The sequence below is a fragment of the Pseudomonas sp. HD57-3 genome, assembly GCF_056113135.1.
The window spans coordinates 3,925,244-3,951,482 of record NZ_CM148568.1 but is presented as its reverse complement, the minus strand read 5'-3'; the positions used below and the strand labels follow the sequence as shown (position 1 = coordinate 3,951,482).

The window sequence follows — 26,239 nt, the reverse complement described above, 5'->3', positions numbered from 1 at the left end:
GCAGTGTTCTCTAAAGAAGTGGATCGATGGCGCTCAACGGCGCTTCGGCGCTGTAGTCGTCGGCGAACGGAATGGCCGGCTGGAACAGGGTTTTCCAGTCCGGTCGGCCAAAGGCCCGGTCGCTGTGGCTGCGCATCAGTTTTTCGTATTGGCGTTGGGCCTGGCGTTGCAGAGTGGGGTAGTCGACGCCGTTGACCTGACCGTCATGCATCACGCAGCGACCATCGATGTAACTGGCGATGCAGTCGTCTCCGCGCCCGGCCAGCAGCAGGTTTTTCAGTGGATCGAACAGCGGGCCCAGGTGCAGGCCGCGCAGGCTGAACACGGTGATATCCGCTTTGGCGCCTGGGGCCAGGCGACCGAGGTCATCACGGCCCAACGCCTGGGCGCCGCCGAGGGTCGCGGCGTTGTACAGATCGAGGCTGCTGGTCAGCGCCGAGCCGCCTTCCATCAACCGGGCGATGTTCAAACCGTGGCGCATGTTGGCCAGCAAGTCCGCCGGCCAGGTGTCGGTGCCGAGGGCGAAGTTGATGCCCTTGGCGCGATAGCGGCCAAACGAATTCAGCGCCTCGCCGTCTCGGGCGAACACCAGCGGGCAGTGCACCAGACTCGCGCCGCCGTCGATGACCCGCTGCAGATCGTCATCGCCCGAGGTGTAGATGCCGTGGGGCAACAGGCTGCGCGGGTTGAGCAAATCCAGCTGCTGCAACCAGCCCAGCGGTGAGGTGCCGCGCAGCTGTTCGACCATCGCCACTTCACCCAGCGCCTGACAGCAATGCAGGCGCATCGGCGCGTTCAGCTCGCGGCTCAATGCGGACGTGCGCTGAAGCAGCGCCGGGGTGCAGGTCTGGATGCGATCTGGCAGCAGCGCACCGCGAATCAAGCCGGCGTGCGCGCCGTCGAAATCCTTGAAAAACCGTTCGGCTGCGTCCAGTCCGGCCAGCCCCCGCGCCTCATCCCAGTGATGGGCGAGGGTGCCGTCGGCGCGCCAGTAACTCATGCCGCTCATGTAGCAGGGGCCGAGATAGGTGCGCAGGCCCAGTTCGCCCGCCACATCGGCCACAGCGGCAAACTCGTCGTAGGTCTCCGCCCATTCGCGGTAGTACATCGAGGTGATCGGCATCGCCGTGGTGATGCCGTTGCGGATCAACTGGGTGAAGGCGTAGCGGTATTTGAAGACTTCTTCTTCAGGGCTGAACGACTCACGCGGGCCGGCCTCCAGATACTCCGCCGACCACATCCGGCCCATGACGCGTTCGTCGCCGTTGTCCAGGGTCAGCACCGTGGAGTCAAGATCACCTAGGGCATCCAGGTCGATGAAACCTGGGCCGATCAACGCATTGCCGTAGTCGATCCACTGATCCACCGGCCCTGGGTAACCGCGTCCGACAAACTCGATGCGCGAGCCGGCGAACACCACTTCTCCGTCACGCCACAGCACATGCTGCGTGCCATCGAAGCCGACCACGCAACCGGCCTTCAGGCCGATCCGTTTCACAGACGGCTGCCCAGCAAGCGACCGCCGCTGGCGATCAGTTCGCCACCGCGATAGACCTGGCGTACAGGGCGCGAAACCACGGCTTCACCGAGCGTTTCGACCGGCATCAGCAGAAAATCTGCCGGCCGACCGATGTCGAAGCCGTAATCCTCGATCCCCAATGCGCGCGCACCGTTCACCGTCGCGGCGTCGAACGCCGCCGCCAATTCATCGTCCTTGCCCAGGTCGAAACGGAATGCCAGCAGCATCGCCCGTTCCAGCATGTCGCCGTTGCCCATCGGTGACCACGCATCACGAATGCCGTCGGAACCGAGGCACACATTGACGCCGGTTTCACGCAGCGCCAGAAACGGTGGAACGGCGCAATCGGCCGGTGCCGAACTCATCAGCGAAATCCCCAGCGCAGCAAGGCGTTCGGCGACCGGTTTTACCTGGCTCCACGGCAACATGCCGAGGCAATAGGCATGGCTGATCATCACCCGGTTCTGCAGGTTGAACCGCTCGGTGTAATCGGCGATCCGGGCGATCTGCCACAGGCCCAGTTCACCTTTGTCGTGCAGGTGAATATCGACGCCGCGCTGGAATTCGCTTGCCAGTTTGAACACGAAATCCAGCTGCGCGATCGGGTCGTTATCGATGCCGCACGGGTCGAGCCCGCCGACGTTTTCCACGCCCAGGGCCATGGCTTCGCGCATCAGCTCGGCGGTGCCGGGGCGGCTGATCAGGCCGGTTTGGGGGAACACCACCAGTTGCAGGTCGATCAGGTCGTTGTAGGTTTCGCGCAGTTGCTGCATGGCCTCGACGTGACGCAGGCCGAATTCCGGGTCGATGTCGACGTGGCAACGCATCGTCAAAGAACCCCGGGCGATGCAGTTTTCCAGCAACGCACCGGCGCGTTCGGCGATCGGCGCTTTCACTTCGCGCAATACGCGGCGCTCGTTGCTGATGTAGTCCTTGAGTGTCGGGCCGGCGCTGTTCGGGCGCCAGGGTTGGCCGTACAGGGTCTTGTCGAGGTGGACGTGGCTTTCCACCAGCGGTGCGGTCAGGAGCTGGTTCTGGCCGTCGATGTCGGTGGCGGCCAGCGAGGTGCTGGAGGCCGGGCGGCGTTGGGTGAACTTGCCGTTTTCGATCAGCAGGTCTTCGGCGGAAGCGCCGTAGGGGCGGATGTTTCTGAGCCAGCGGGGGTGGGACATTTCATACCTCTGTTTCTATGTTGTCTGGGCGGGCCTCATCGTCGGAGCGCCGCCCGGAGCAGGCTCACTCCCACAAGACGAGCGCATTTCAATGTGGGAGCGAGCCTGCTCGCGATGGCCGCGACACGGTCTTGAGTCAGGCAATCAGCCTTTGAGCTTCGACCAGATCCGATCCTGCAGCTCCCGAGCCTTGTTGCTGCATTCCTTCTCCGGCCGCAGCCGCGAGGCGTATTCCTCGGGCATGTTGATCGCGTCCATGACCTTCCATTTCGCATCCAGCAACTGATCGCTCTGAATTCCGTTGGCATAGGCAATCGCGTTGGACACGGCCGCCGCGTTCTCCGGTTTCATCATCCAGTCGATAAAAATCTTCGCGTTGCCCGGATGCGGCGCGCTTTTCGGTACGGCGAAGTTATCCTGGAACATCGCCAGGCCTTCTTTCGGGTACACGTATTTGATGGTGCTCTTCTGCAACGTGGCGCGGGCTGTCGAGCCATTCCAGTTCTGCATCATGATCACTTCGCCCGAGGCCATGCGGTCGACGGTGTTGTCGGAGCTGTACATCTTCAAAAACGGTTTCTGTTTTTGCAGCAGTTCGAGGATGCGCTTGGCGTCCTGCGGGTTTTCGGTGCACTCGTCGACGTTGAGGTAATGGCTGGCGGCGTTGATCACGCTGCTGGAAGTGTCGAGGGCGGCGAGTTGGCCTTGCAGTTCCTTGCGCGGTTCGAAGAACTCTTTCCACGAGTCGTCGAGCTTGCCGCCCGGCACCCGTGCGCTGTCATAGGAAAAACCGGTGGTGCCCCACAGATACGGCGCCGAAAACTGGCGGCCCGGGTCGAAGCTCGGGTCGCGGAACGGGCCTTTGACGTACTGGAAGTTGTTCAGGCTCGGAGCGTCGATTTCCAGCAGCAGGTCCTGCTTGATCAGCGTCTGCATGATCGACTGCGACGGCACGATCACGTCATACGCGGCGCCGCCGGCCTGCAACTTGGCGAGCAGGGTTTCGTTGCTGTCGTAGCCGTCCATGGTGACCTTGATCCCGGTCTCCTTTTCGAACTTGGCCAGCAGGTCCACCGGGTAGTAATCGGTCCAGTTGTAGAAGAACAATTGCTTGGGCTCGGCCGCGTGGGCGCTGAACGCGGTGAAACAACTCAGGGCCAGACCGGAAATTGCCAAACGCATGCTTTTGGTTTTCATGAACAGAGCGCTCCAGGTTTATTGTTGTTTGCCGCGTTGGCCAAGCCAGAAGGCCAGCACCACCAGCACGATGGAAATCACCAGCATCAGGGTCGAAATCGCGTTGATCTCGGGCGTTACGCCGGCCTTGATCGCCGAGAAGATGTACACCGGCAACGTGGTCGAACCGGGCCCGGCGACGAAGAAGGTCATGATGAAATCGTCGAGGCTGACCACGAACGCCAGCACCGAACCGGACAGCACCGCCGGCCACAGCAGCGGCAAGGTCACGCGGCGGAACACTTGCCACGGGTTGGCGTACAGATCGTTGGCGGCTTCCAGCAGGCTCTTGTCCAGATCGTTGAGCCGTGCGCGGATCGGCAGGTAGGCGAACGGAATGCAAAATCCGATGTGCGCGACGATCACTGTCATCAGCCCGAGCTTGATTCCCAGCGCCATGAACAGCAGCAGGGTAGCCACGGCGGTGACGATCTCCGGCAGGATCAGCGGCAGGTTGATCCCGCCTTCGACCATTTTCTGTCCGTAGAACGGCCGGTAAGTCGCCAGCGCCGCCAGCAGCGCAATCGCCGTGGCGCACACGGTGGCGATGGTGGCGACGATGATCGAGTTCAGCGCCGCCGTCTGGATCGACGGGTTGGCCAGGATCCGCCCGTACCAGGCGAACGAGAACTCGGTCCACACGGTCGCCGAGCGGTTGGCGTTGAAGCTGTAGGCGATCAACACCAGGATCGGCACGTACAGGTAGGCGAGGATCAGCAGGCTGATTTCCCGGGTCGCCGGGAGTTTTTTCAGGTGCAGAGAGATCATGCTTTCGCTCCCCGGTTCAGGGTTTTCGCCGCGCTGCGGCTGTAGAGGGCGTAGAGCACCAGCGACAACAGCAGAATCCCCAGCAGCAGGAACGACAGCGAGCTGCCGAGCGGCCAGTTGCGCGCGGTACCGAATTGCTGCTGGATCAGGTTGCCGATCATCAGGGTCTTGCCGCCGCCGAGAATCGCCGGGGTGATGAAGGCGCCGAGGCTCGGCACGAACACCAGCAGCGCGCCGGCAATCACCCCGGGCATCGACAGCGGCAGGATGATCCGGCGCAGCGCGTGCCAGCGGTTGGCGCCCAGGTCATAGGCGGCTTCCACCAGACGCCAGTCGAGTTTTTCCAGGGTCGAGTAGATCGGCAGAATCATGAACGGCAGGAAGCTGTAGACCAGACCGACGCTGACCGCGAAGTCGTTGTAGAGCAGGGTGATGCCGCCGGCGCTCGGGAACAGCGCATTGAGGCTCTGGGCGACCCAGCCCTGTTCGCGCAGGATGATCAGCCACGCGTAGTTGCGGATCAGCAGGTTGGTCCAGAACGGAATGGTGATGAGCAACACCATCAGGTTGCGCCGACGCGGGGTCAGGCTCGACATCCACAGCGCCACCGGAAATCCGAACAGAAAGCACAGCACCGTGGTGCCACCGGCCTGGAACACCGAACGCAACAGCGCCTGGGCGTAGACCCAGTTCAGTTCCAGTTCGCCGTCGAAACCTTCCTGGAAAAACAGCTGCACGTAACTCTGCAGTTGCCATTGGGCCTGCCAGTCGACGCCGCCGTAGGTGTTGCGCGGCAACAGGCTGATGTAGCCCATGATCCCCAGCGGAATGGCGATCAGGGCGAGCAGGGTCAACACCACCGGGCTGAGCAACAGCGCGCGGTTGAGGGAGGGGGAAGTGCTGCTGACGCTCATCTCAGGCCTCCATCAACAGGCAGGCCTGGGGCGGCAGATGCACCGCCACGCGTTCGCCGACTGCCCGACCACGGTTCAGGCCTTCGTTGTTTTCCCGCAGCATGACTTTGATGTCGTTGTTCAAGCGGCACTGGTACAGCGTCGCGGTGCCGACATACAGCACGGCCTCGATCACCCCGCGCAGATGATGCGGCTGATCCGCCGCCACCAGTTGCGAGCGCTCGGGGCGAAACGCCAGTTGCACGCTGCTGCCGCTGGCGCCCTGTGGCGGGCAGGGGATTTCCACCGGCATGCCGTTGGGCACGAAAATGTTTTCGTTGTGCTCGCCGCGCTTGAGCTGGCCGGGGAGGAAATTGATGTCGCCGATGAACTGGGCGACGAAGCGGTGCTGCGGACGTTCATAGATGTCGGTCGGGGTGCCGATCTGCAGGATCTTGCCGGCGGACATCACCGCGATCCGGTCGGACAGGGTCAGGGCTTCCTCCTGATCGTGGGTGACGAATATAAAGGTGATGCCGGCTTCCTGCTGCACGCGCTTGAGTTCGACCTGCATTTCCTTGCGCAGCTTCAGGTCCAGCGCCGACAGCGGCTCGTCGAGCAACAGCACTTTCGGCTTCGGCGCCAGGGCCCGGGCCAGAGCCACGCGTTGCTGCTGGCCGCCGGATAATTCCGCCGGTTTACGCCCGGCCAAATGCTCCATCTGCACCAGCGCGAGCATTTCATCGACCCGTCCCGGAATTGTCTTGCGATCAAGACCCTGCATCTCGAGGCCGAAGGCGATATTCTGCGCGACACTCATGTGCGGAAACAGCGCGTAACTCTGGAACACCGTGTTGACCCGACGCTTGAACGGCGGCAGGTGATTGACCGTTTCGCCCGCCAGACGGATCTCGCCGTCGCTGACGTGTTCGAAACCGGCGATGGTGCGCAGCAGGGTGGTCTTGCCGCAGCCCGAGGGGCCGAGGAGGGTGAAGAATTCGTTGTCGGCGATGTTCACCGACACGTTATCGAGGGCTGGCGCGAGGCCAGGATCATCAGAATACCGCTTGGATACGTTACGCACTTCAATGGCTATTGGTTGACCCATAATGGTGCAATCCTCTAATTATTGTATGCAATATCTGAATGCAATTTAGAAATACCCGGATTAATCTGCTTGCGCAACCCCCCCATTTCGCTGACTGAGTCGTTCGTCGGGCAGCGTTGCCAGCATCGAAGGAGTTTTTGAATGACCGAGAAGAAAACGGAAACCACGGTCGACCGCGTCTACCAAGGGGTTTACGAGGCGATCAGCAAGCGTTCGCTGCGTCCGGGGATGAAGCTGGGCGAGGCGTCGCTGGCGGAATTGTTCAATGTCAGCCGCACGTCGGTTCGTGCCGCGCTCAAGCAGCTGGAGGCCGACGGACTGGTCACCACCGAGCCCAATAAAGGTGCGTCGGTGTCGCTGCCCAGCGATGAAGAGATCCGATCGCTGTTCGAAACCCGGCGCCTGATCGAGATCGGCATCGTCACCGAACTGTGCCGGCGCAAGGACTCTGCGGTGATGCAGGACCTGCGCGATCACCTGCTGCTGGAAGACGAAGCCCACGAAGCCGGCGATCACGAGCGGCTGATCCACCTGCTCGGCGAGTTCCATATCAAACTGGCCCGCAGCCTCAACAACCCGGTGTTGCTCGACTGGTTCCAGAAGCTGATTTCCCGCGCCTCGCTGTACGCCGCCGCGCTGGATGACGACAGCCACGAAGCTTGCCGCGACGACGAGCACCTGCGGCTGATCGAGTACATCGAGGCCGGCAACCAAAGCGCGGCGATCGAGCTGACCTGCATGCACCTGGACGGCATCCAGAAGGCGATCCTCGACGTCGCTGCGAAAATGAAGACCGGCTACCATCCGCTCAAACACCTGATCGGAGTGTGAGCGTCGAGCCAGGGTGAAATCGGCTATACCTCTAATGAAACCATCGCTGCCCGACACGCTCGAAACAGACGGGCGTGGCGTTTGAACGCGCGGCGATAGAACCGGACCCACTACAAGGCGTTGAAGCAGCTGATGCAGTTTTTATCCGATAGCCATGGGTGTGACGGCTGGCAAGGCGAGATGGCCGGGCGCATTCGTGCGTTTGACTGGAGCAGGACTGATCTGGGCCCGCTCGAAACCTGGCCGGCCAGCCTGTGCAGCACGGTTCAGCTGATGCTGGCCTCGCCGTTGCCGATGGTCATGCTCTGGGGCCATGCCGGTTACATGATCTACAACGACGCCTATTCCCGATTCGCCGGCGGCCGGCATCCGTACCTGCTCGGATCACCGGTGGAACTGGGCTGGCCGGAGGTTGCCGATTTCAACCGGCATGTGGTCGACACCTGTCTGGCGGGTGGCACCCTGGAATATCGCAACAAGGTGCTGGTGCTGCTGCGCGATGGCGTGCCCGAGGACGTCTGGCTCGATTTGTATTACAGCCCGGTGGCCAACGATGCCGGCGTGCCTTCGGGCGTGATGGCGATGGTGGTGGAGACCACCGAACTGGTGCAGTCCGAACGGTTGCGCCAGGCTGCCGAAGACGCCTACCGCGCCGACAACGAGCGGGTGCGCCTGGCACTGAATGCAGGGGCATTGCTCGGCTCGTTTGTCTGGGACGTCAGGAACAACGTGCTGTCCGCCGACGAGCGATTTGCCCGCACATTCTCCTTCCCGCCTGATCAGGACCTGACCAACCTGCCGCAGCACATCGCCGAGGCGCACATTCATCCCGACGACCGCAGCTGGGTGCAGGAATGCGTCGAGAACTCGGTGCGCACCGGCGAGCCGTACAACGCCGAATACCGCGTGATCCGCGCCGATGGCAGCTTCCTCTGGGTGCTGGCCAGCGGTTGTTGCGAGTTCGACGAGCAGGGCCAGCCGTTTCGTTTCCCCGGCGTACTGATCGACATTCACGAGCGCAAGATCGCCGAAGAATCCCTGCTCAAGTTCACCCGTAACCTCGAACAGCGTGTGGCGAATGAGGTCGAGGCGCGGCTCAGTGCCGAAGAGCAATTGCGTCAGTCGCAGAAACTCGAAGCCATCGGCGGGCTTACCGGTGGCGTGGCCCATGACTTCAACAACCTGCTGCAAGTGATCGCCGGTAACCTGCACTTGCTGGCTCGGCATGAACCGAACAATGCCAACGTCCAGCGTCGGGTCAGTGCCTCGCTGGCGGCGGTGGAACGTGGCGCCAAGCTGTCCTCGCAACTGCTCGCGTTTGCCCGTCGCCAGCCGCTGTCGCCGGCGGTGTGCAATCCCCGGCAGATCTTCGAAGGCGTCGGCGAGTTGCTGCAACGGGCGCTGGGCGAAACCATTCAGATCGACGTGCAACTGCCGGACGAACCGTGGCACATCAACGTCGACCGCAATCAACTGGAAAACGCCATTCTCAATCTGGCGATCAATGCCCGGGACGCCATGAAGGGCGAAGGCACCATTGTGCTCGGCGCCTCCAATCTCTCTCTGGATCGGGCGTTCTGTTCGGGCAAAGGCATCGTGCCGGGGGATTTCGTCCGGGTCTCGGTCAGTGACAGCGGCGTCGGCATTGCCCCGCACATGCTCGAGCAGGTGTTCGAACCTTTCTTCACCACCAAGGCCGACGGTCAGGGCACCGGCCTCGGTTTGAGCATGGTGTTCGGCTTCGTCAAGCAAAGCGGCGGGCATGTGGAGATCGACAGTCGGATCGGCGAAGGCACGCGGGTGCAGTTGTACTTTCCACGCAGCCTGCGCCCCGTGCTCGATGACTCGCCGAGCGTCAATCATCAGCAGGCGGGCGGTCACGAAACGATCCTGGTGGTCGAGGACAACGAAGCGGTACGCACCTCGGCGGTCGAGCTGTTGCGTGAAGAAGGCTACCGCGTGTTGATCGCCGGCAACGGCGACGCGGCCATGCAAATGTTGATGGAAGGCGCGCGGGTCGACCTGATCTTCACCGACGTGGTCATGCCCGGTCTTATCAAGAGCTCCGATCTGGCGGCGTGGGCCAAGGTGCAAATGCCGCCGGTGGCTGTGCTGTTCACCTCGGGCCACACCCGCGACATCATCTCGCGCAACCACCAGCTAAGCCCCGACACCCATTTGCTCGGCAAGCCCTACGGCCCCGAAGCACTGCTGCAGATGATCCGTTCCGTGCTCAGCACCTGAGCTCCAATCCCTTGACCAAGGCTGGCCGATGACTTCCAGACGCAATTCCAGTTCTGCCGCCGGCATGGTTCGCGTGCGAGGTGCCCGTGAACACAATCTGAAGAACGTGGACGTCGACATTCCTCGCGATGCACTGGTGGTGTTCACCGGTGTATCGGGCTCGGGCAAGTCGTCGCTGGCGTTCTCAACGCTGTATGCCGAAGCCCAGCGGCGCTATTTCGAATCGGTGGCGCCCTATGCGCGGCGGCTGATCGATCAGGTCGGCGTGCCGGACGTCGATTCCATTGAGGGCCTGCCACCGGCCGTGGCCCTGCAGCAACAACGCGGTACGCCGAGCACGCGTTCGTCGGTGGGCAGCGTGACCACGCTGTCGAGCCTGATCCGCATGCTGTACTCGCGCGCCGGCAGCTATCCGCCGGGTCAGCCGATGCTGTATGCCGAGGATTTCTCGCCGAATACGCCGCAAGGCGCGTGTCCGGAGTGCCATGGGCTGGGCCGGGTCTACGAGGTCACCGAGGCGTTGATGGTGCCGGATCCGAATCTGACCATCCGCCAGCGTGCCGTGGCGTCCTGGCCGCTGGCCTGGCAGGGGCAGAACCTGCGCGACATCCTGGTGACCATGGGCATCGATGTCGATATCCCGTGGCGCAAGCTGCCGAAAAAACAGCGCGACTGGATCCTCTTCACCGAGGAAACACCGACGGTTCCGGTGTACGCCGGCCTGACGCCGGAAGAAACCCGCGTCGCCCTCCAGCGCAAGATGGAGCCGAGTTATCAGGGCACCTTCACCGGCGCCCGGCGCTACATCCTGCACACCTTCACCCATTCGCAAAGCGCGCTGATGAAGAAGCGCGTGTCGCAATTCATGCTCGGCAGCCTGTGCCCGCTGTGCGATGGCAAGCGCCTCAAGCGCGAGGCGTTGTCGGTGACATTTGCCGGGCATGACATCGGCGAGCTGTCGCGGATGCCGCTGCTGCAAGTCGCCGAAGTCTTGAAACCGGTGGCGGACGCGAGCTGGCTGGAACACGCCGATGAAACCGGCGAAACCCTCAGCCACAGCCAGACCCGCGAAGCCCGCCAGCAGCGCGTGGCCCATGGCGCGAGCGGCCACGCCAACGCGCCGGACGTGCGCCATACGCCGAACCTGTCGCTGGAAAAACGCCTGGCCGCGCAGCGCATTGCCGAGGACTTGCTGGACCGGGTCAGCACCCTGACCGATCTCGGCCTCGGTTACCTGGCCCTGGAGCGCAGCACGCCGACCCTGTCGTCCGGCGAGTTGCAGCGCCTGCGATTGGCCACCCAACTGGGCTCGCAACTGTTTGGTGTGATCTACGTGCTCGACGAACCCTCCGCCGGCCTGCACCCGGCTGACGGCGAGGCCCTGTTCGAGGCCTTGCAGCGTCTGAAGGCCGACGGCAACAGCGTGTTTGTGGTCGAGCACGATCTGGACACCATGCGCCGCGCCGACTGGCTGATCGACGTCGGCCCGGCGGCGGGCGAAAAGGGCGGGCAGATTCTCTACAGCGGCCCGCCGCCGGGGTTGGCGGCAATAGAACACTCGCAGACCCGCGCCTATCTGTTCGCCGAACAGCAACGGTCGACACGCGCCGCGCGTAAACCGTCGGGCTGGCTGAAGCTCGACGGCGTCACGCGCAACAACCTGAATAACCTCAGCGCCGAATTTCCGTTGGGTTGCTTTACCTCGGTCACCGGCGTCTCCGGTTCCGGCAAGTCGAGCCTGGTCAGCCAGGCGCTGCTGGAACTGGTCGGCGCACAGCTCGGGCGCAGCGTCAGTGACGCCGAGCCGGAAGAACTCAATCTGGAAGACGATACCCCGACTGCCAGCACCGGCCAGGTCAGCGCCGGGCTGGAGTCGATCAAACGTTTGGTGCAGGTCGATCAGAAACCTATCGGCCGCACTCCGCGTTCGAATCTGGCGACCTACACCGGGCTGTTCGACAACGTGCGCAAGTTGTTCGCCGCGACCGACGAGGCGAAAGCGAAGGGTTACGACGCCGGGCAGTTTTCCTTCAACGTCGCCAAGGGCCGTTGCCCAACCTGTGAAGGCGAGGGGTTTGTCAGTGTCGAGTTGCTGTTCATGCCCAGTGTTTATGCGCCGTGCCCGACTTGCCATGGCGCGCGTTACAACCCCGAGACCTTGGCCATCCTCTGGCAGGGCTTGAGCATCGCGCAGGTGTTGCAACTGACGGTGGACGAGGCGGTGACGGTGTTTGCCGAGCAACCGGCGATCCGCCGTTCGCTGGAGGTGCTGCGCGATATCGGCCTCGGCTACTTGCGCCTCGGGCAGCCGGCGACCGAGTTGTCCGGCGGCGAAGCCCAGCGGATCAAACTGGCCACCGAGCTGCAACGCAACCAGCGCGGCGCGACGTTGTATGTGCTGGATGAGCCGACCACCGGGTTGCACCCGCGAGACGTTGACCGCTTGCTGGAACAACTGGATACGCTGGTGACGGCAGGGCACACGGTGATCGTGGTCGAGCATGAAATGCGCGTGGTGGCGCAGAGCGACTGGGTGATCGACATCGGCCCGGGTGCGGGGGATCAGGGCGGCAAGATCGTCGTGGCCGGAACGCCGCATAAAGTGGCGGCGAGCAAGAAGAGCCGGACTGCGCCGTTTCTCACACGAGCCTTGAGCTAATAATCACTCTTGTGGGAGCGAGCTTGGTCCGGGCGGCGTTCCGACGAAGGCGGTGTGTCAAATTGAAACTTTTTGGCTGACACACCGCTTTCGCGAGCAAGCTCGCTCCCACAGGGAGAGTGTCAGGCGCCGTCGAGCGTGCGGCGTACCTTGTCCAGCAACTCACGGATCTGGAACGGCTTGACCAGCATCTCCATGCCCGCACCGAGGAACACCTGGCGGTTGATCGCGGTTTCCGCGTAACCGGTCATGAACAGGATCGGCAACGCCTCACGCCAGCCCCGGGCAACGTCCGCCAGTTCACGACCGTTCATGCGCGGCAGGCCAACGTCGGTCAGCAGCAGGTTGATCGACGGATCGTTCTGCAAGCGTTCCAGCGCGGTTTCGATATCGCCGGCCTGGGTGCAGCGGTAACCGGCGTCCTCCAGCACTTCGGTGACGAACAGCCGCACCGACGGCATGTCTTCGACGATCAGCACATGCTCGCCGGCCCCCTGCGGGTCGATCACGGGAGGTACCAGATCGGCGGCGGTCGGATCGGTGGTCGCCGGCAACATGATCGTCACTTCGGTGCCGCGTCGCGCCACGCTGCGGATGTGCGCATCGCCGCCGGACTGGCGGGCGAAACCGTAGATCGTCGACAGCCCCAGCCCGGTGCCCTGGCCCAATGGTTTGGTGGTGAAGAACGGTTCGAACACTTTGTCGATGACGCTGTGTTCAATGCCGGTACCGTCATCGCGCACCGACAGCGCCACGTAGGAACCATCGGTGAGGTTTGGATCGCCGTGGGAGTACGCAGCGTAGGTGCTGACCCAGATATTGCCGCCCTTGGGCAACGCGTCCCGGGCATTGATCACCAGGTTGAGCACCGCGCTTTCCAGTTGAATCGGGTCGACCAGCGCAATCGCAGGTTTAGTGGTCAGTTCAAGCTTGAGGGCGATGCGTTCGCCGATGGTGCGCACCAACAGTTCTTCGAGCGAACGCACGTGTTCGTTGATGTCCACCGGGCGGGTGTCGAGCGGTTGCTGGCGGGCGAAAGCCAGCAGGCGATGGGTGAGCGAGGCCGCGCTCATCGCCGAGTTCAGGGCGGCTTCAGCGTAGAACTGGACCTTGTCCGGGCGGGCATCGGCGACGCGTTTCTGGATCAGCTCAAGGCTGGTGATGATCCCGGTCAGCAGGTTGTTGAAGTCATGGGCGATGCCGCCGGTGAGTTTGCCCAGTGCATCCATTTTCTGCACTTGCAGCAACTGTGATTCGGCGCGAACCCGGTCAGCGACTTCCTTGGCCAGTTGCGTGGTGGTGTCGTCCAGCCGCGCCAGGTGCGAGCGTTCGCGATGGCGGTGTTCGGTGACGTCTTCGACGAACACCAGGCTGAGCTCTGGCGTTCGGTACGGCGATATCTGCCACTGGGTTTCGCGGATCTCGCCCTGCACACGCATGTTCAGTGTGCCTTTCCAGCGTTCGCCGTCCACCAGTCGCAAGCGTAGTTCGTCGAGGATCGCGCTCTGATCCTCGGCGAAGCACTCACTGAGGGTCTGCGGGTCGCGGTTGTCCTGGATCAGTTGGGAGAAGGCGTGATTGCACTCGTGGACTTTCAGGTCGGCGTCGAGCACCGCGATGGGCGCGGAAATGTTGACGAAGATCTCGCGAAAACGCGCCTCGCTTTCGCGCAGGGCGTTCTCCGTGTCGCGCACCCGCAGCAAGGTGCGCAACGTTGCCAGCAGCACATCGGGATCGACCGGGTGAATCAGATACGCATCGGCACCGGCATCGAGGCCGGTGATGATGTCGCCGGTCTGGATCGACGCCGCCGACACGTGGATCACCGGGAGCAACGCAGTGCCCGGGTCGGTGCGCAGTTTACGCACGATGTCGAATCCGCTCATGTCCGGCAGGTTGACGTCGAGAATCAGCGCATCGAGCGGTTCGCTGGCGATCAGGGCCAGGCCGTCGCCGCCAGTGCCGGCCTCGAGCACTTCGTAACCGTGTCGCTCCAGGCGTCGGCGCAAGGCGTAGCGGGTGGCGACGTTGTCATCGACGATCAACAGACGGATGTCATGTTTCATCGACGTTCTCCTGGGCAATCGCCAACGGAATGATCACGAAAAAGCTCGAACCCACACCCGGCGTACTTTCGACACCGACCTCGCCACCGAGCAATTCGGCGAAACGCTTGCACAGCGACAGGCCGAGCCCTGTGCCGCGCAGGCGTTTTTGCAGCGGTGAATCGACCTGGGAAAAGTCTTCGAACAGGGTGCCGTGCAGCTCCGGGGCGATACCGATGCCGGTGTCGCTGACCGCAAATCGCACTTTGTCCTGACCTTCAAGGCGCGCCGAGACCCGGACTTCGCCACGGGTGGTGAATTTCAGCGAGTTGGAAATGAAGTTGCGCAGGATCTGCGCCAGCTTCTTGTCGTCGGTGAAGAGGCGCGGCAGACCCACCGGCTCTTCGAAAATCAGGTCCACCGCCGTGGCGTCGACAATCGGCCGGAACATCCCCCGCAGTGCGGCGAACAGATCGAACATGTCGAACCACGCCGGGGAAATGCTGATGCGTCCGGCCTCGATCTTCGCCAGATCGAGCAGGTCGTCGACCATGTCGCTGAGTTCACGGGCGGCGCTGCTGACGAACGCGACCTGCTTGTGTTGTTCGGGGCTGAGCGGGCCGTCGAGCTCATCGGCCAGCAGGCTGTTGATGCTCAGGATCGAACCCAGCGGTGTACGGAACTCGTGGCTCATGTACGACAGGAAGCGGCTTTTCAGGTCGGAGGCCTGGCGCAGTTGTTCGGCCTGGGTGTCGAGTTCGGCGTACAGGGCGAGCACGCCCTGATTGGTCTCGTCGAGCTCTTCGCGCAGCGCGGCGGTTTCGCTCTGCAACTGGGCGATCAGCGCTGATTGTTCAGCGCTGTTCAAGGTCGGGGACTCAGCCATGGGCGGCCTCCAGGGCAACGACCAGCACCGTTACATCGTCGCGCCCGCGACAGAAATCGCGGTGCAGGACGGTGGCTATCACGGCGGGATGGCGATGCACCAGACCGGGGTAGTCTTGAAGGTTCCAACGGGACTGCAAGCCGTCGCTGTACATGATCAATAGATGTCCGTTCACGTGAGCATAGTCAAAGGGCTGGGCTTTTCGGTATTGGCCGCCGACGATCCCCGGGTGCGAGGCCAGTCCGCGGGATTTGTCGGAGGCGATCAGGCTCGCACCGATGTTGCCGATCCCGGCGAACGTCAGGCTGGCGCGGTCGGCGTGAAACTGCGCGAATGCCACTGCGCCGCCACGTGTCCCGATCATTTCGCGGTGCATGTCTTCCATCAGGACCGTTGGCGCGCCGAACGGGCTCAGGGCAAAGGCCTTTTCCCCGGCACGGGCCGCACGCTCGGCGTCTTCGCCATGGCCCAGGCCGTCGACGATCAGGGCGCTGATGTCACTGCCGTGAATCGCCAGATGCCAGACGTCGCCGCAGGCGGGATCGTTGTGCAGCGAGTGCTGGCTGACACCATACGGCAGATCCGCCTGGCGGTCGCTGCGCGGATACAGACGCGCCAGCAGCACCGCGCCGCGATGATCGGCAAACACATCGAATACATCCGCCTGTCGTGCGACCGCACCCAGACCAATGCCTTGGGTGCCGCCGGTTGAGAAACCGTCCGCCAGACACGCGTCCAGATCAAACCCCTGGGCACGGTCGACCGCAATCATCTCGATGCCGTCGTCGCCCTGACGGGGCACCAGGCGCAGGTGCAATTCCCCGTGCCCGGCATGCTTGAGCACATTGCTCGCCAGTTCCGTGGCCACCAGCGCCACGCGGCCGGCGTCGCTGTCGCCGAAACCGTGCTGTTCGGCCAGACGCTGCGCCGTACGCCGGGCATGGCCGATCTGGCTGCTGTCCTCGATCACCAACACCTGGGTCAATGTCCCGCTGATGTTCATGTCCATCGGGTGATCGTTATGCGAGTGCCTTTGCCGGGCTCTGTGTCCAGTTCGAACTCGTCCACCAGCCGCTTGGCTCCGGTCAGGCCCAGGCCCAGACCGCTGCCGGAGGTCCAGCCGTCGGTCATCGCCAGTTTGATGTCGGGAATACCCGGGCCTTCATCGCGAAAGGTCAGGCGCAGGCCGACCTTGTGGTTGTCATCGAGGATCTCCCAGTCCATGTCGCCGCCACCACCGTAGACCATGGTGTTGCGCGCCAGCTCGCTGACGGCGGTCACCAGTTTGGTCAGGTCGATCAGGCGCATGCCGCATTCGGTGGCCAGTTTGCGCGCCTGTTGCCGGGCCAGCACCACGTCCTGCTCGATGTTGATCGGTTGGGTACCACTGCTGCGCACGGTCATTGCTGGCGTACTCGTTCCTGCAGCAGTTTCATGCCGCGCTCGACGTTCAGCGCGGTGCTGACGCCCGGCAGGTTCAGGCCGAGCTCGACCAGCGTGATCGCCACCGCCGGTTGCATGCCGACGAGCATGGTTTCGGCGTCCATGATTTTCGACAGGCCGGAAATGGTGCCGATCATCCGGCCGATGAACGAATCGACCATGTCCAGCGCCGAGATGTCGATCAACACGCCGCGCGCCGAGGTTTTGCTGATGCGCTCGGACAGATCGTCCTGGAGGGTGAGGGCGAGTTGGTCATGCATGTCGACCTGAATGGTCACCAGCAGGAAGTCGCCCATCTGAAGAATCGGGATACGTTCCATTGGTTAAACCGTCTTGGCGAGGGTGATGCCCAGGCGGGTCAGCGCCAGTTTCAACGCATCAGCCAGATTGGCTTTGGTCACCACGCCTTGCAGGTCGAGGCCCAGGTGGACGATGGTCTGGGCAATCTGCGGACGCACGCCGCTGATGATGCAGTCGGCGCCCATCAGGCGGATCGCGGTCACGGTTTTCAGCAGGTGCTGGGCCACCAGGGTGTCGACGGTCGGCACGCCGGTGATGTCGATGATGGCGATTTCCGAACCGGTGTCGACGATGCGTTGAAGCAGCGATTCCATCACGACCTGGGTGCGTTGCGAGTCGAGGGTGCCGATCATCGGCAGCGCGAGGACGCCGTCCCACAGCTTGACCACCGGGGTCGACAGTTCCAGCAGTTCTTCCTGCTGGCGCTTGATCACCGCTTCACGGGATTTCTGGAAGGTACGGATGGTGTACAGACCGAAGGCATCGAACAGCTCGGAGATTTCCCAAAGCTGTTCGGCGAGCAGGGCGGGCTGGTCCTGATAATGGTTTTGCAGCAGGGCGAACAACGGGCCCTTGAGCGAGAATATGAAGCTGGCGGTCTGTTGCGAATCCTGACCGAGCTGGGCACGACTTTGAGACAGTTTTTCGAGGAACTGGCGCATGCCTTCCCAGCCCTGCGCGGTGATGTTGGTGCCGCTGTCGTTTTCCAGGCCACTGACCACCAGTTGCAGGAATTCGCCGGTCTGTTGCTGTATGTCGTGTTCTTTGAGGTTGCGGGTAGCACCGCTGGTTTGCAGTCCGTTGATCCATTCGCCCAGCAGTTGTGCCTGTTTGTTTTTCATCGCATCGAGTGTGCTGTTCTGCAGTGCTGCCATGTGCCTGTTGCTCCATTGCGAATTGGGGGCCGGTTCTTCGGAAAATGACCGGCGCGAAGTGAATGACCCTGGCCGTTCGAAATAGTTGTTTGTCCCCGCGAGGATATTTTTGATCTACCGCAAGGAACGCACCGGTAACTCTAGTCGGCGTGGCCGGGAATGCTGATCTTTCGCGTGCAATGCAAAGAGGCCGCGTCCAATGGAGGCGGCCTCTTGAGTTGTGTTGCGGTTACTTGCTCGGGTGCTTGGCCTGCAATTCCTTGGCGGCAGCCAAGTGTTTTTCCAGCCCCGGCAACATTTTCTGGGCAAAGGCTTTGAGTTCAGTGGCGCCTTTGACTTTGTCGTCGGTCACGGTATTGGCTTGTTTCTTGAACAGTTCAATGGTTTCTTCGTGGGCCTTGACCTGATTGTTGGCGTACGCCGCATCGAAGGACTCATCGCGGACTTCGAGTATTTTTTCTTTGGCTTGTTTGACCAGGGTCGTGGTGTCCGGCACCTCGATGTCGTGAGCCTTGGCGATGGTAGCCAGTTCATCGTTGGCCTTGCCGTGGTCGGTGATCATCATGTTGGCAAAGGCCTTGATGTCGGCCGACTGGCTCTTCTCCAGCGCCAGGCGGCTGGTCTCGATCTCGGCAATGCCGCCGGCCGCAGCGTTGTCGACGAAGTCATTGTCGGTGGCGGCAAAGGCCGAGCCCATGCCGGTGCTCAACGCAACGGCCAGAAAAAGATGACGCAGTTTGAATCCGTCCATTGGTGTTTCTCCACGCAGGTTTTTGTGAGCGTTATTCAATGGAGGGAATTGGTCGATCAAAGGTTTTATCGCATTCGCGAAAGGGCGACGAACGGGCACCGCTGGTCTGACAGATGGTCGACAGAACCTGCCAACCGAGGCCATTCTGATACCTGGCCAGCGCAATCGGTCGCGTTGGCTGCCGATCAACTGACGGAGGTGTTCCATGCCGGTGACTCATGATTTGTTACAGGACTTGAAACTTACGAAGGAAGAGATCCAGCAACGACGCACCGCGGATCCACATCTGGATGCACTGATCAACAAGTATTCCCAGGCGGACGCCGAAGTCGTCAAGGCCGAGACGGCGACCTCGGATGCACCCAGCGACGACACCCTGAAGAAACTCAAAGAGAAACGCCTGCAGGTCAAGGACAAGATCGTCGAGCAGTTGCAGGCCCGAACCTGACCGTCAGTCGCGCCACCGGCCCTCGGTGGTGAAACGACTGGAACGACAGCCCCGAACGGCACCTCGAATGTTAAGAGTCTTCACATAGCGACTCTCAGCGAGGTGCCTTATGAAAGATCCAAAATTTCCTAGTGAAGAGCAGGGCGCATTCGACCCGGTTCCCACGCATCCCGAGCCCAATAGCCCGGCGCACACCGTCCGTAATCCTGAAGAGGAACGCAAGAGCGAGGAAGTGCCGGAGGATGAGGATCCGGACAAGTTCGATCGGTCCAGTAACTGACCGGCTGCCATCGCCTCACTTCAAGGCTGCCTCGAGAGGCAATCGCGCCATGTGCGTCGCCTTCAGCGAGCCGAAATACAACCACTCGCCATACTCGCGCACCGTGGTGATCGGCGAGTAATTGCCGGCGCTGGCATCCTGCAGATTGGCGATCACTTTGCCGTCCAGATCCAGCCCCAGCACGAACCCGCGTTTCTCCACCGGTTTGGGCAGCACGGTCATGGCCCGGACGATCATCTTGCGTACGAACGGCTGTTCAGCGGTGCGATCCAGCAGCGGATTGCGTGGCGTGTACAGCGCAACCCAGAAGCGATCCCGTCCATTGAAGGCGAGGTTGTCCGGTAGCCCCGGCAGGTTATCGATGAACAGGTCGTGGGTGCCGGCCTTGGGCCCGGTCAGCCAATAGCGGCTGATGCGATAGGCGCCGGTTTCGTTGACCAGCACATAGGCGTCTTCCGGGCCGAGGGTCACACCGTTGGCGAATTCCAGTTTGTCGAGCAGCACGACGGTCTTGCCGGTCTGGAAGTCATAACGCAGCAGGCGTCCGTCGCCGCCGTGCTCGATGATCGCTTCGCCATCGTGACCGTAACCCCAGCGACTCGAGGCATCGCTGAAGTAGGCGTAATGCCCGGACTTGTCGATGGCCACGTCATCGGTAAAACCGAACGGCAAGCCATTGGCTTCGGTGGTCAGTGCCACCAGCCGACCCTGCGCGTCGAGGGACAGCAAACCCTTGACCCCGTCGGCGATCACCAGCAAACCGTTGGGATGCCGCGCCAGCCCCAGCGGCCGGCCGCCGGTATCCGCCAGCACCTTGCGCTGCTGGCCGTCGAGGCTGGTGCGCAGCAGGCGTCCGTCGTGCAGCCCGGTGATCAGAAAGTCGTTTTCCAGCAGCAGCGCTTCCGGGCCTTCGATGTCGCTCGGGCCGACTTGCGCCGCGCCCTTGAGTCGCTGATTGTCAGCGAATTGGCCTTCGGTCAGCGAGGGCGCCGGTTGCGGCGTCCAGGCCACGGGCTTGACCTTGGTCGGCATCAACAGCAGAAAGGCCAGAACCCCGATAATCAGCAGCAACACCAGATAACGCCATCTCACACGTGGGCTCCCGCGAGTGCCAGGTGCCGGGTCGCCATGTCACGCAGGGCCAGCATCGAAGCCGCCGATTCGCGATCGATGCGCCGCTTGAGCAGCAGGTGGTTGGCAATGCGCAGGCCGATGCCTTCGAACTGGTAATCGAGGGTGCGCACGAACCGCGTGGCATCGTTTTGCGCGGAGCATTCATAGGTCAGCAGCAACGAAAGACCCTGATCACCCTGGGCCCGCGCGCACCAGCGCCGACCGGGCAGGTATTCGGTGACCTCCCAGCGCAAATGCCCCTCGCGGCCGCCGGCGTGGATGTCCTCGTCGAATCGCGCACCGGCATGCAACGCACCGCTCGGGCCGTCGATCTTCAGCGATGACGGATGCCACTCCGGCCAGCGACTGACGGTGGCGGCGTAGGCGAGGACGGCGATCGGATCACCGGCGATGTCGACTGTGTGCTGCATGCGGGTCATGGGCGTTCTCGAATCGGTCAGAGGGGCGGTTTCCGGCTCCCAGTAAAGGGTGCCGAACAGGTAGTCCATCAGCGGAAAAACGATATTGAAATTGCGTTCCTGCATGCGCTCGCGACGGTGATGCAACTCGTGCAGACGGCGCATCTGGCGGATCCACGGCAGGCGGGTCAGCGGGTTCTGCGGCGGCAGATGCTCGCAGGCGTGAAACACTTCATAGGTCAGGTAACCGAACACCATGCAGCCGCCGAACAGCCCGGCGACGTTGCTGTTGACCTGCGCGAACAGCCACCACAGGGGCAGGGTGATCGCCAGCGTGTGCAGCACGATCAGCCAGGCCGGAAACAGAATCACCCGCCAGTCGCGGGCGCCGTCGTAGGTCATGTGGCCGGGGGTGAAGAAGCTGTGATGGTCGCCGGCATGCCGGGCGTAAAACATCCGCGCGAAGCTCTTTTTATGATGGCCGAGGTGGCGGTGCACCATGTACACGCCGAAATTGAAGAACAGCAGGGTCAGCGGCACGGTCAGCCATTCCAGCGCCTGCACCTGATGCACGCTGCTCCAGAACGCGCCGATGGCCAGCACGCCGAACAGCAGCACGAACGCGCCGTGCAGCCACGGGTTGTAGCGGGGATGGATCGCCGCGCGGTAGCGGCTGCGAAATGCCTCGGTGGTCTGCCTCACTGCGGTCACCTGCGGATATTGTCGTTATCCCGGCAGAGTAGCCGATCCCGCCGTTTGTGCAGGGGCAACCTTCAGGTCACAAGTGCCATGCTCCGGTGTATAGCGGCCGTCAGCTCAACGGGTTCCAGCGCTGCGACCAGTCGTCATCGGCCCTGATCACCTCGCGCAGCAGGTCGAACGCCTGTTGCAGGATCGCCGAGTCACGGTCGCGGGAGTAGACGAGGTAGGTCGGATAGCCGAATTCCGGGGCTTTGGTCACCGGCTCCAGCGCGCCGCTTTCCAGATAAGTGCGCACGACCCGGGTCCGGAAATAGCCGCTGCCGCCGTTCTCGAGGATGTATTGCAGGGCCAGCGGGCCGAGGTTGAAGCTCAGCGCAGCCTTGGCTTTTTCCGGCAGGGCTGCGTCGTGCTGGCGGCGGAAGTCCGGGCCCCAGTCGATGTACACGTAGGGGGCAGGGCGGCCGGGCGTGGTCACCAGAATCAGTTTCTCCTCCAGCACCTGCTCGACCTGCAGTCCTGGCCAGTATTCCGGTTGATAGACCAGCGCGGCATCGAGTACGCCTAGTTCGAGCTGGCGCAGCAGGTTTTCGCCGTCGCGGATGTCCATGCGCAAAGCGTGGCTGGGGATTTTCTCCCGCAGCTCAGCGGCCCAACTGAGCATCAGCGGGTTGCACAGACTGACCTCGCCGCCGATGTGCAGCACGTTGTGATAACCCTCGGGCAAGGGCAGGTCGCGGCGCGCCGCTTCCCAGGTCTGCACCAGCTGATTGGCGTAGACCACGAAAGCCTCGCCATTGGCGGTCAGCCGCGCACCGGCACGGTTGCGCACGAACAGCGTGCTGCCCAACTGGCTTTCGAGTTTCTGGACGCGGGCGGTGATTGCCGTTTGCGTGACGAACAGCTTTTCAGCCGCCGCGGCGAGGCTGCCGTGGCGGACGATTTCCAGAAAGGTGCGGGCGAGGTCGATGTCCATGGGCGGGCCGGTGGTTGAGGTGCCCGCATTGTACGGGCAGCCCCGGGACCGCGTCATTGTTCAGTCAGCCACTTCGACTTCACGCACCCGAGCCCAATCCTCCACCAACCGCGCCGGCGTGCAGCAGGTCTTGCGCTTGTAGACGAAGTTGCGGCACTTCTCGGCAAACTGATTGCGGTTGTACAGCATGTCTTCCTGCATCTCCTGCAACTCCGCCTCGCGGCACTGACGAATCAACACATGATCGACCCGCAGCTTGCGCTCCCGTACCGCCACATAAGTCGGATCACTCAGCACACTGTTGGCCCGTTGCAGCAGCCACAGCGAGAACTCGTCCGGGCAGCGCGGGCCGATTTCCTGGACCATGCCCAATTGCAGCGCCTGCGCCGCGCTGACCGGCAGGCAGGCCTGGGTCAATTGTTCCGCCATGGCCGGGCCGACGGCGCGGGGCAGGCTGTAAGTCCAGTATTCCGAGCCGTACAGCCCCATGCTCTTGTAGTGCGGATTGAGCACGATATCGGCGCGGGCAAACACGATGTCAGCCGCCAGAGCGAGCATCACGCCACCGGCCCCGGCATTGCCGGTAACGCCGCTGACCACCAGTTGCCGTGCGCTGAGCAATTCTTCGCACACATCATCGATGGCCTGGATATTGGCCCAGGCTTCGGCGCCCGGATCTTCGGCAGCCTGAATCACGTTCAGGTGTACGCCGTTGGAAAAGCTGCCGCGTCCGCCCTTGATCAACAGCACCTGAGTGTCGCGGGATTTGGCCCAGCGCAGGGCCTCGACCATGCGCCGGCATTGCTCGGTGCTCATGGCGCCGTTGTAGAACTCCAGCGTCAGCTCGCCGACCTGTCCGGACTCGCGATACCGGATCGGCTGATACGTCTCGTCGTTGAACGGCGCGTTGGCAATCGACCAGTCCAGCACCGGCACGCCAGACAACTGCCCGGCCAGCACATGCCGCGCCGGACGTTTGAAGGTTTCTTCGCCCGGTTGCGGTTTGCGCCGCAGCGAGCCGATCCACAGGCTGTGATCACCGGTCGCCACCAACACCGCGTCGTCATGCACCGCGAGAATCTCGCCGGGCATGCCGGTGCGCTGATCGAGGTGCGCGTCGTACACGTAATACTGCCCGCCAGCGAGGCTGGCGAGTACGCCGGGCTGACCGTCCGCCGCGTCGATGCAGCGTTTGATGAAGCGCGAGCAGTCGTGCCAGCTGAAGGTGCGGTCGTCCTGCTTCATGTTCGGCTGCAAGCGTCCGCGTACTTTCGGATCGTTGTAATCCAGCGCGATCGGCTCGAAGCCGTCGATGAATTTCTCCACCACTTCACGGATGCAACGGATCGCCGCGTCGCTGACCCGGCCGTTGTACAGCTCGGATTTACGCAGGCCCGTCGGCAAGTTGAATTCGCAGGTGGCCCAGACCGGGCCGGCGTCCATTTCTTCCACCGCTTGCAGGGCGGTCACGCCCCAGGACGGCAGCTCGCGCATGATCGCCCAGTCCAGCGCACTGGCACCGCGATCGCCGACGATGCCGGGGTGAATGATGACGACCGGGCGCTGCGGATTGCTCCACAGCGCGTGGGGAACACGATCCTTGAGGAACGGGCAGATCACCAGGTCGGCGCCGCTGTTTTCGATTTGCTCGCACACGGCGGTTTCGTCGGTGAACAGCACCACGCTGGGTGAATGCCCGGCCTGACGCAGGTCCAGCCATGCGCGCTGAGTCAGGCCGTTGAACGCCGACGACAAAAGAATGATGTTGAGTGATCGCATGATTGCTCTTCCTTGAAAGGTCAGCCGCAGGCTCCCGGTGAGCCGTCCGTGGCTATCGATGGAGGCGCAAGGTTAGAGACTGGCGTGGCCGGCGCCACTGATCGAGATCAACGTTGTGTCAGCCAATGTTGCCGTGGCGACGACGTGCCTTATTCTCAAAGGTTTGATGATCCTGATTTTTTATTACTTCAAATGTCTCAGGCGCTATTGCACAGTCGCACCCCTGATCACCGCCGGAAGATCCCGGCGTATCCATGGATTTTCGCAGCGGGTGGAGCCCGTTTTCAGGGAGTAAGGCATGGGGAGTCACAACCCGCATTACCAGGTCATCGGGCAAATGTTCCAAAAGGACTACCGATGGTTGTGTGCAGCGGTCAGCCGTACCCTCGGCTGCCCGCACAGCGCACAGGACATTGCTTCGGAAACGTTTCTTCGGGTGTTGGCATTGCCCGATCCGCTGGCGATTCGCGAACCCCGCGCGCTGCTGACCACGATTGCCCGGCGGCTGGTCTATGAAGGCTGGCGCCGGCAGGATCTGGAACGCGCCTATCTGCAAAGCCTTGCCCTGGCGCCGGAGCCGGTGCACCCGTCACCCGAGGAACGGGAATTGGTGATCGAAACGTTGCTGGCGGTGGATCGCTTGCTCAATGGATTGTCGGCCAAGGCCAAGGCTGCGTTTCTCTATCACCAGCTCGACGGCCTGACCTACAGCGAAATCGGCGAACGCCTCGGCGTGTCCACCAGCCGCGTGCAGCAATACATGGTCGAGGCGTTCAAACGTTGCTATCTGGCGATGCAGGCATGAGGCCGGACGAAACGCTGATCGACGAAGCCGCGCAATGGATGGCGCTGCTGCAATCGGGGCATGTCAGCTTGCAGGAGCGCGCCGCCTTCGATGCCTGGCGCACGGCGGATCCACGGCATCAGCAGATCATCGAGCAAATGGGCGGCGGGCTGAACCTGCTACGCCATTCGAACCTGCGCGGATTGCCGCGAGAGAGTGTGCTGCACAGCCTGAATGCACCATCCAGTCGGCGTCGATTCCTCAGTGGCAGTTTGAGTGTGCTCGGTATCGCGGTGCTGGCCGGTTTGCTCGGTCGACGTTATGGCTGGTTGCCCGAGGCTGGCGAGTTGTCGACCGGTACCGGCGAGCGTCGGGAATTCACGCTGGAGGATGGAAGCGCCCTGACCCTCAATGCCCGCAGCCGCGTGGTGCCGCGCTTCAACAATCTCGAACGTTTGCTGGACTTGCGCAGCGGTGAACTGCTGATCGATGTGGCGAAAAATCTGGCCCGGCCGTTTGTGGTCGAAACCGAGCATGGGCGGATGCGTGCGCTCGGGACCAAATTCCTGGTGCAGCGCGGTGAGGATTCGACGCGGCTGGTGATGCTGCATTCGCAGGTCGAAGTGGTCACCGCCAGCGGCGCACGGCAAGTGGTGGAGGCGGGCGAAAGTCTGCTGTTCAACAGGCAGGAATTCCTCGCGCTGGAACGCAGCAAAGGGCAGGAAAGTGCCTGGGTGCAAGGGCGACTTGAAGTGCGTGATCGGCCCTTGAGCGAAGTCATCGACAACCTGCGCAGCTACCGCCGCGGCATCCTGCATCTGAGTCCGGAGGTTGCCGGTTTGCGCCTCAGCGGTCTCTATCCGCTGGACGACAGCGACCGCACCCTGCAACTGCTGGAGCGTTCGCTGCCGATCCGTGTCACCTGGCACAACCCCTACTGGGTGAGCGTCGAAGCACGGTTATAAATCCATAACTTCCCGGTCTATCCGTCCCCCTATAAAAAGCGCCGGC

General features: G+C 62.6%; 24 protein-coding genes. 7 read left to right on the top strand and 17 right to left on the bottom strand.

Annotated elements, in window-relative coordinates:
• Positions 1-10 precede the first annotated feature (10 nt).
• The 6 genes from AC0R79_RS17625 to AC0R79_RS17600 form a co-directional block, all read right to left on the bottom strand.
• Positions 11-1,498, bottom strand: a complete 1,488-nt coding sequence (locus AC0R79_RS17625; protein WP_474730913.1) for an amidohydrolase family protein — start codon at positions 1,496-1,498, stop codon at positions 11-13.
• Positions 1,495-2,691, bottom strand: a complete 1,197-nt coding sequence (locus tag AC0R79_RS17620; RefSeq protein WP_474730911.1) for an amidohydrolase family protein — start codon at positions 2,689-2,691, stop codon at positions 1,495-1,497. Before AC0R79_RS17620 ends, AC0R79_RS17625 begins: the two co-directional genes overlap by 4 nt.
• 144 nt (positions 2,692-2,835) lie before the next feature.
• Positions 2,836-3,888, bottom strand: coding sequence for an extracellular solute-binding protein (locus tag AC0R79_RS17615; RefSeq protein WP_474730909.1), 1,053 nt, complete (start codon positions 3,886-3,888; stop codon positions 2,836-2,838).
• A gap of 18 nt (positions 3,889-3,906) precedes the next feature.
• A complete protein-coding gene (locus AC0R79_RS17610) occupies positions 3,907-4,695 on the bottom strand; it encodes an ABC transporter permease (protein WP_064597101.1) in 789 nt (262 codons plus the stop codon).
• Entirely contained in the window at positions 4,692-5,609 is a 918-nt protein-coding gene (locus AC0R79_RS17605; protein WP_007959454.1) for an ABC transporter permease, read from the bottom strand. Before AC0R79_RS17605 ends, AC0R79_RS17610 begins: the two co-directional genes overlap by 4 nt.
• A 1-nt stretch (position 5,610) precedes the next feature.
• Positions 5,611-6,696: an ABC transporter ATP-binding protein gene (locus AC0R79_RS17600; protein WP_474730906.1), complete on the bottom strand. Its 1,086-nt coding sequence runs from the start codon at positions 6,694-6,696 to the stop codon at positions 5,611-5,613.
• A gap of 141 nt (positions 6,697-6,837) precedes the next feature.
• Here AC0R79_RS17600 and AC0R79_RS17595 point away from each other — a divergent pair, with 141 nt between their 5' ends.
• The 3 genes from AC0R79_RS17595 (at position 6,838) to AC0R79_RS17585 (ending at position 12,430) form a co-directional block, all read left to right on the top strand.
• On the top strand, positions 6,838-7,527 hold the full coding sequence (locus AC0R79_RS17595; RefSeq protein WP_085603191.1) for a GntR family transcriptional regulator: 690 nt from the start codon (positions 6,838-6,840) through the stop codon (positions 7,525-7,527).
• A 132-nt stretch (positions 7,528-7,659) separates the two neighbouring features.
• Positions 7,660-9,771 (top strand): hybrid sensor histidine kinase/response regulator, encoded by a 2,112-nt coding sequence (locus AC0R79_RS17590; RefSeq protein WP_474730904.1) that lies wholly within the window; start codon positions 7,660-7,662, stop codon positions 9,769-9,771.
• Between the two features lie 28 nt (positions 9,772-9,799).
• The gene (locus AC0R79_RS17585) at positions 9,800-12,430 is read left to right on the top strand and encodes an excinuclease ABC subunit UvrA (protein ID WP_474730902.1); all 2,631 of its coding nucleotides are present in this window, start codon (positions 9,800-9,802) and stop codon (positions 12,428-12,430) included.
• A 122-nt stretch (positions 12,431-12,552) separates the two neighbouring features.
• On the opposite strand, the gene AC0R79_RS17580 is transcribed toward AC0R79_RS17585, so the two are convergent.
• From AC0R79_RS17580 to AC0R79_RS17550, 7 genes are all read right to left on the bottom strand, one after another.
• The gene (locus tag AC0R79_RS17580; protein WP_474730900.1) at positions 12,553-14,496 is read right to left on the bottom strand and encodes a response regulator; all 1,944 of its coding nucleotides are present in this window, start codon (positions 14,494-14,496) and stop codon (positions 12,553-12,555) included.
• A complete protein-coding gene (locus AC0R79_RS17575; protein WP_085603199.1) occupies positions 14,486-15,361 on the bottom strand; it encodes a sensor histidine kinase in 876 nt (291 codons plus the stop codon). The genes AC0R79_RS17580 and AC0R79_RS17575 overlap by 11 nt, the downstream gene beginning before the upstream one ends.
• Positions 15,354-16,364 (bottom strand): ATP-binding protein, encoded by a 1,011-nt coding sequence (locus tag AC0R79_RS17570; RefSeq protein WP_085605127.1) that lies wholly within the window; start codon positions 16,362-16,364, stop codon positions 15,354-15,356. The genes AC0R79_RS17575 and AC0R79_RS17570 overlap by 8 nt, the downstream gene beginning before the upstream one ends.
• Positions 16,361-16,765 carry an anti-sigma regulatory factor gene (locus tag AC0R79_RS17565; protein ID WP_085603201.1) on the bottom strand — a complete coding sequence of 135 codons (405 nt, stop codon included), beginning with the start codon at positions 16,763-16,765 and terminating at the stop codon, positions 16,361-16,363. The genes AC0R79_RS17570 and AC0R79_RS17565 overlap by 4 nt, the downstream gene beginning before the upstream one ends.
• Positions 16,762-17,124, bottom strand: coding sequence for an STAS domain-containing protein (locus tag AC0R79_RS17560; protein ID WP_007959463.1), 363 nt, complete (start codon positions 17,122-17,124; stop codon positions 16,762-16,764). Before AC0R79_RS17560 ends, AC0R79_RS17565 begins: the two co-directional genes overlap by 4 nt.
• 3 nt (positions 17,125-17,127) lie before the next feature.
• On the bottom strand, positions 17,128-17,979 hold the full coding sequence (locus AC0R79_RS17555) for an STAS domain-containing protein (protein WP_085603203.1): 852 nt from the start codon (positions 17,977-17,979) through the stop codon (positions 17,128-17,130).
• A gap of 229 nt (positions 17,980-18,208) precedes the next feature.
• On the bottom strand, positions 18,209-18,730 hold the full coding sequence (locus AC0R79_RS17550; protein ID WP_221534878.1) for a DUF4142 domain-containing protein: 522 nt from the start codon (positions 18,728-18,730) through the stop codon (positions 18,209-18,211).
• 205 nt (positions 18,731-18,935) lie between these two features.
• On the opposite strand from AC0R79_RS17550, the gene AC0R79_RS17545 reads away from it, so the two are divergent.
• Positions 18,936-19,178 (top strand): HP1242/YdcH family protein, encoded by a 243-nt coding sequence (locus AC0R79_RS17545; RefSeq protein WP_007959466.1) that lies wholly within the window; start codon positions 18,936-18,938, stop codon positions 19,176-19,178.
• Between the two features lie 109 nt (positions 19,179-19,287).
• Complete coding sequence (locus tag AC0R79_RS17540; RefSeq protein WP_007959467.1) at positions 19,288-19,458, top strand: hypothetical protein; 171 nt, start codon at positions 19,288-19,290, stop codon at positions 19,456-19,458.
• Between the two features lie 15 nt (positions 19,459-19,473).
• Here the strand turns inward: AC0R79_RS17540 and AC0R79_RS17535 are convergent, their stop codons facing one another.
• From AC0R79_RS17535 to AC0R79_RS17520, 4 genes are all read right to left on the bottom strand, one after another.
• Positions 19,474-20,490 (bottom strand): SMP-30/gluconolactonase/LRE family protein, encoded by a 1,017-nt coding sequence (locus tag AC0R79_RS17535; protein ID WP_474735133.1) that lies wholly within the window; start codon positions 20,488-20,490, stop codon positions 19,474-19,476.
• A gap of 56 nt (positions 20,491-20,546) precedes the next feature.
• Positions 20,547-21,692 carry an SRPBCC family protein gene (locus AC0R79_RS17530; protein WP_474730895.1) on the bottom strand — a complete coding sequence of 382 codons (1,146 nt, stop codon included), beginning with the start codon at positions 21,690-21,692 and terminating at the stop codon, positions 20,547-20,549.
• A 109-nt stretch (positions 21,693-21,801) separates the two neighbouring features.
• On the bottom strand, positions 21,802-22,665 hold the full coding sequence (locus tag AC0R79_RS17525) for a LysR family transcriptional regulator (RefSeq protein WP_474730892.1): 864 nt from the start codon (positions 22,663-22,665) through the stop codon (positions 21,802-21,804).
• A gap of 60 nt (positions 22,666-22,725) precedes the next feature.
• Positions 22,726-24,444 (bottom strand): hydrogenase maturation protein, encoded by a 1,719-nt coding sequence (locus tag AC0R79_RS17520; protein WP_474730890.1) that lies wholly within the window; start codon positions 24,442-24,444, stop codon positions 22,726-22,728.
• A gap of 298 nt (positions 24,445-24,742) precedes the next feature.
• Here AC0R79_RS17520 and AC0R79_RS17515 point away from each other — a divergent pair, with 298 nt between their 5' ends.
• Both AC0R79_RS17515 and AC0R79_RS17510 read left to right on the top strand, forming a co-directional pair.
• A complete protein-coding gene (locus AC0R79_RS17515; RefSeq protein WP_127798342.1) occupies positions 24,743-25,249 on the top strand; it encodes a sigma-70 family RNA polymerase sigma factor in 507 nt (168 codons plus the stop codon).
• Positions 25,246-26,193, top strand: coding sequence for a FecR domain-containing protein (locus tag AC0R79_RS17510; protein WP_375747265.1), 948 nt, complete (start codon positions 25,246-25,248; stop codon positions 26,191-26,193). Before AC0R79_RS17515 ends, AC0R79_RS17510 begins: the two co-directional genes overlap by 4 nt.
• The last annotated feature ends 46 nt before the right edge of the window (positions 26,194-26,239 follow it).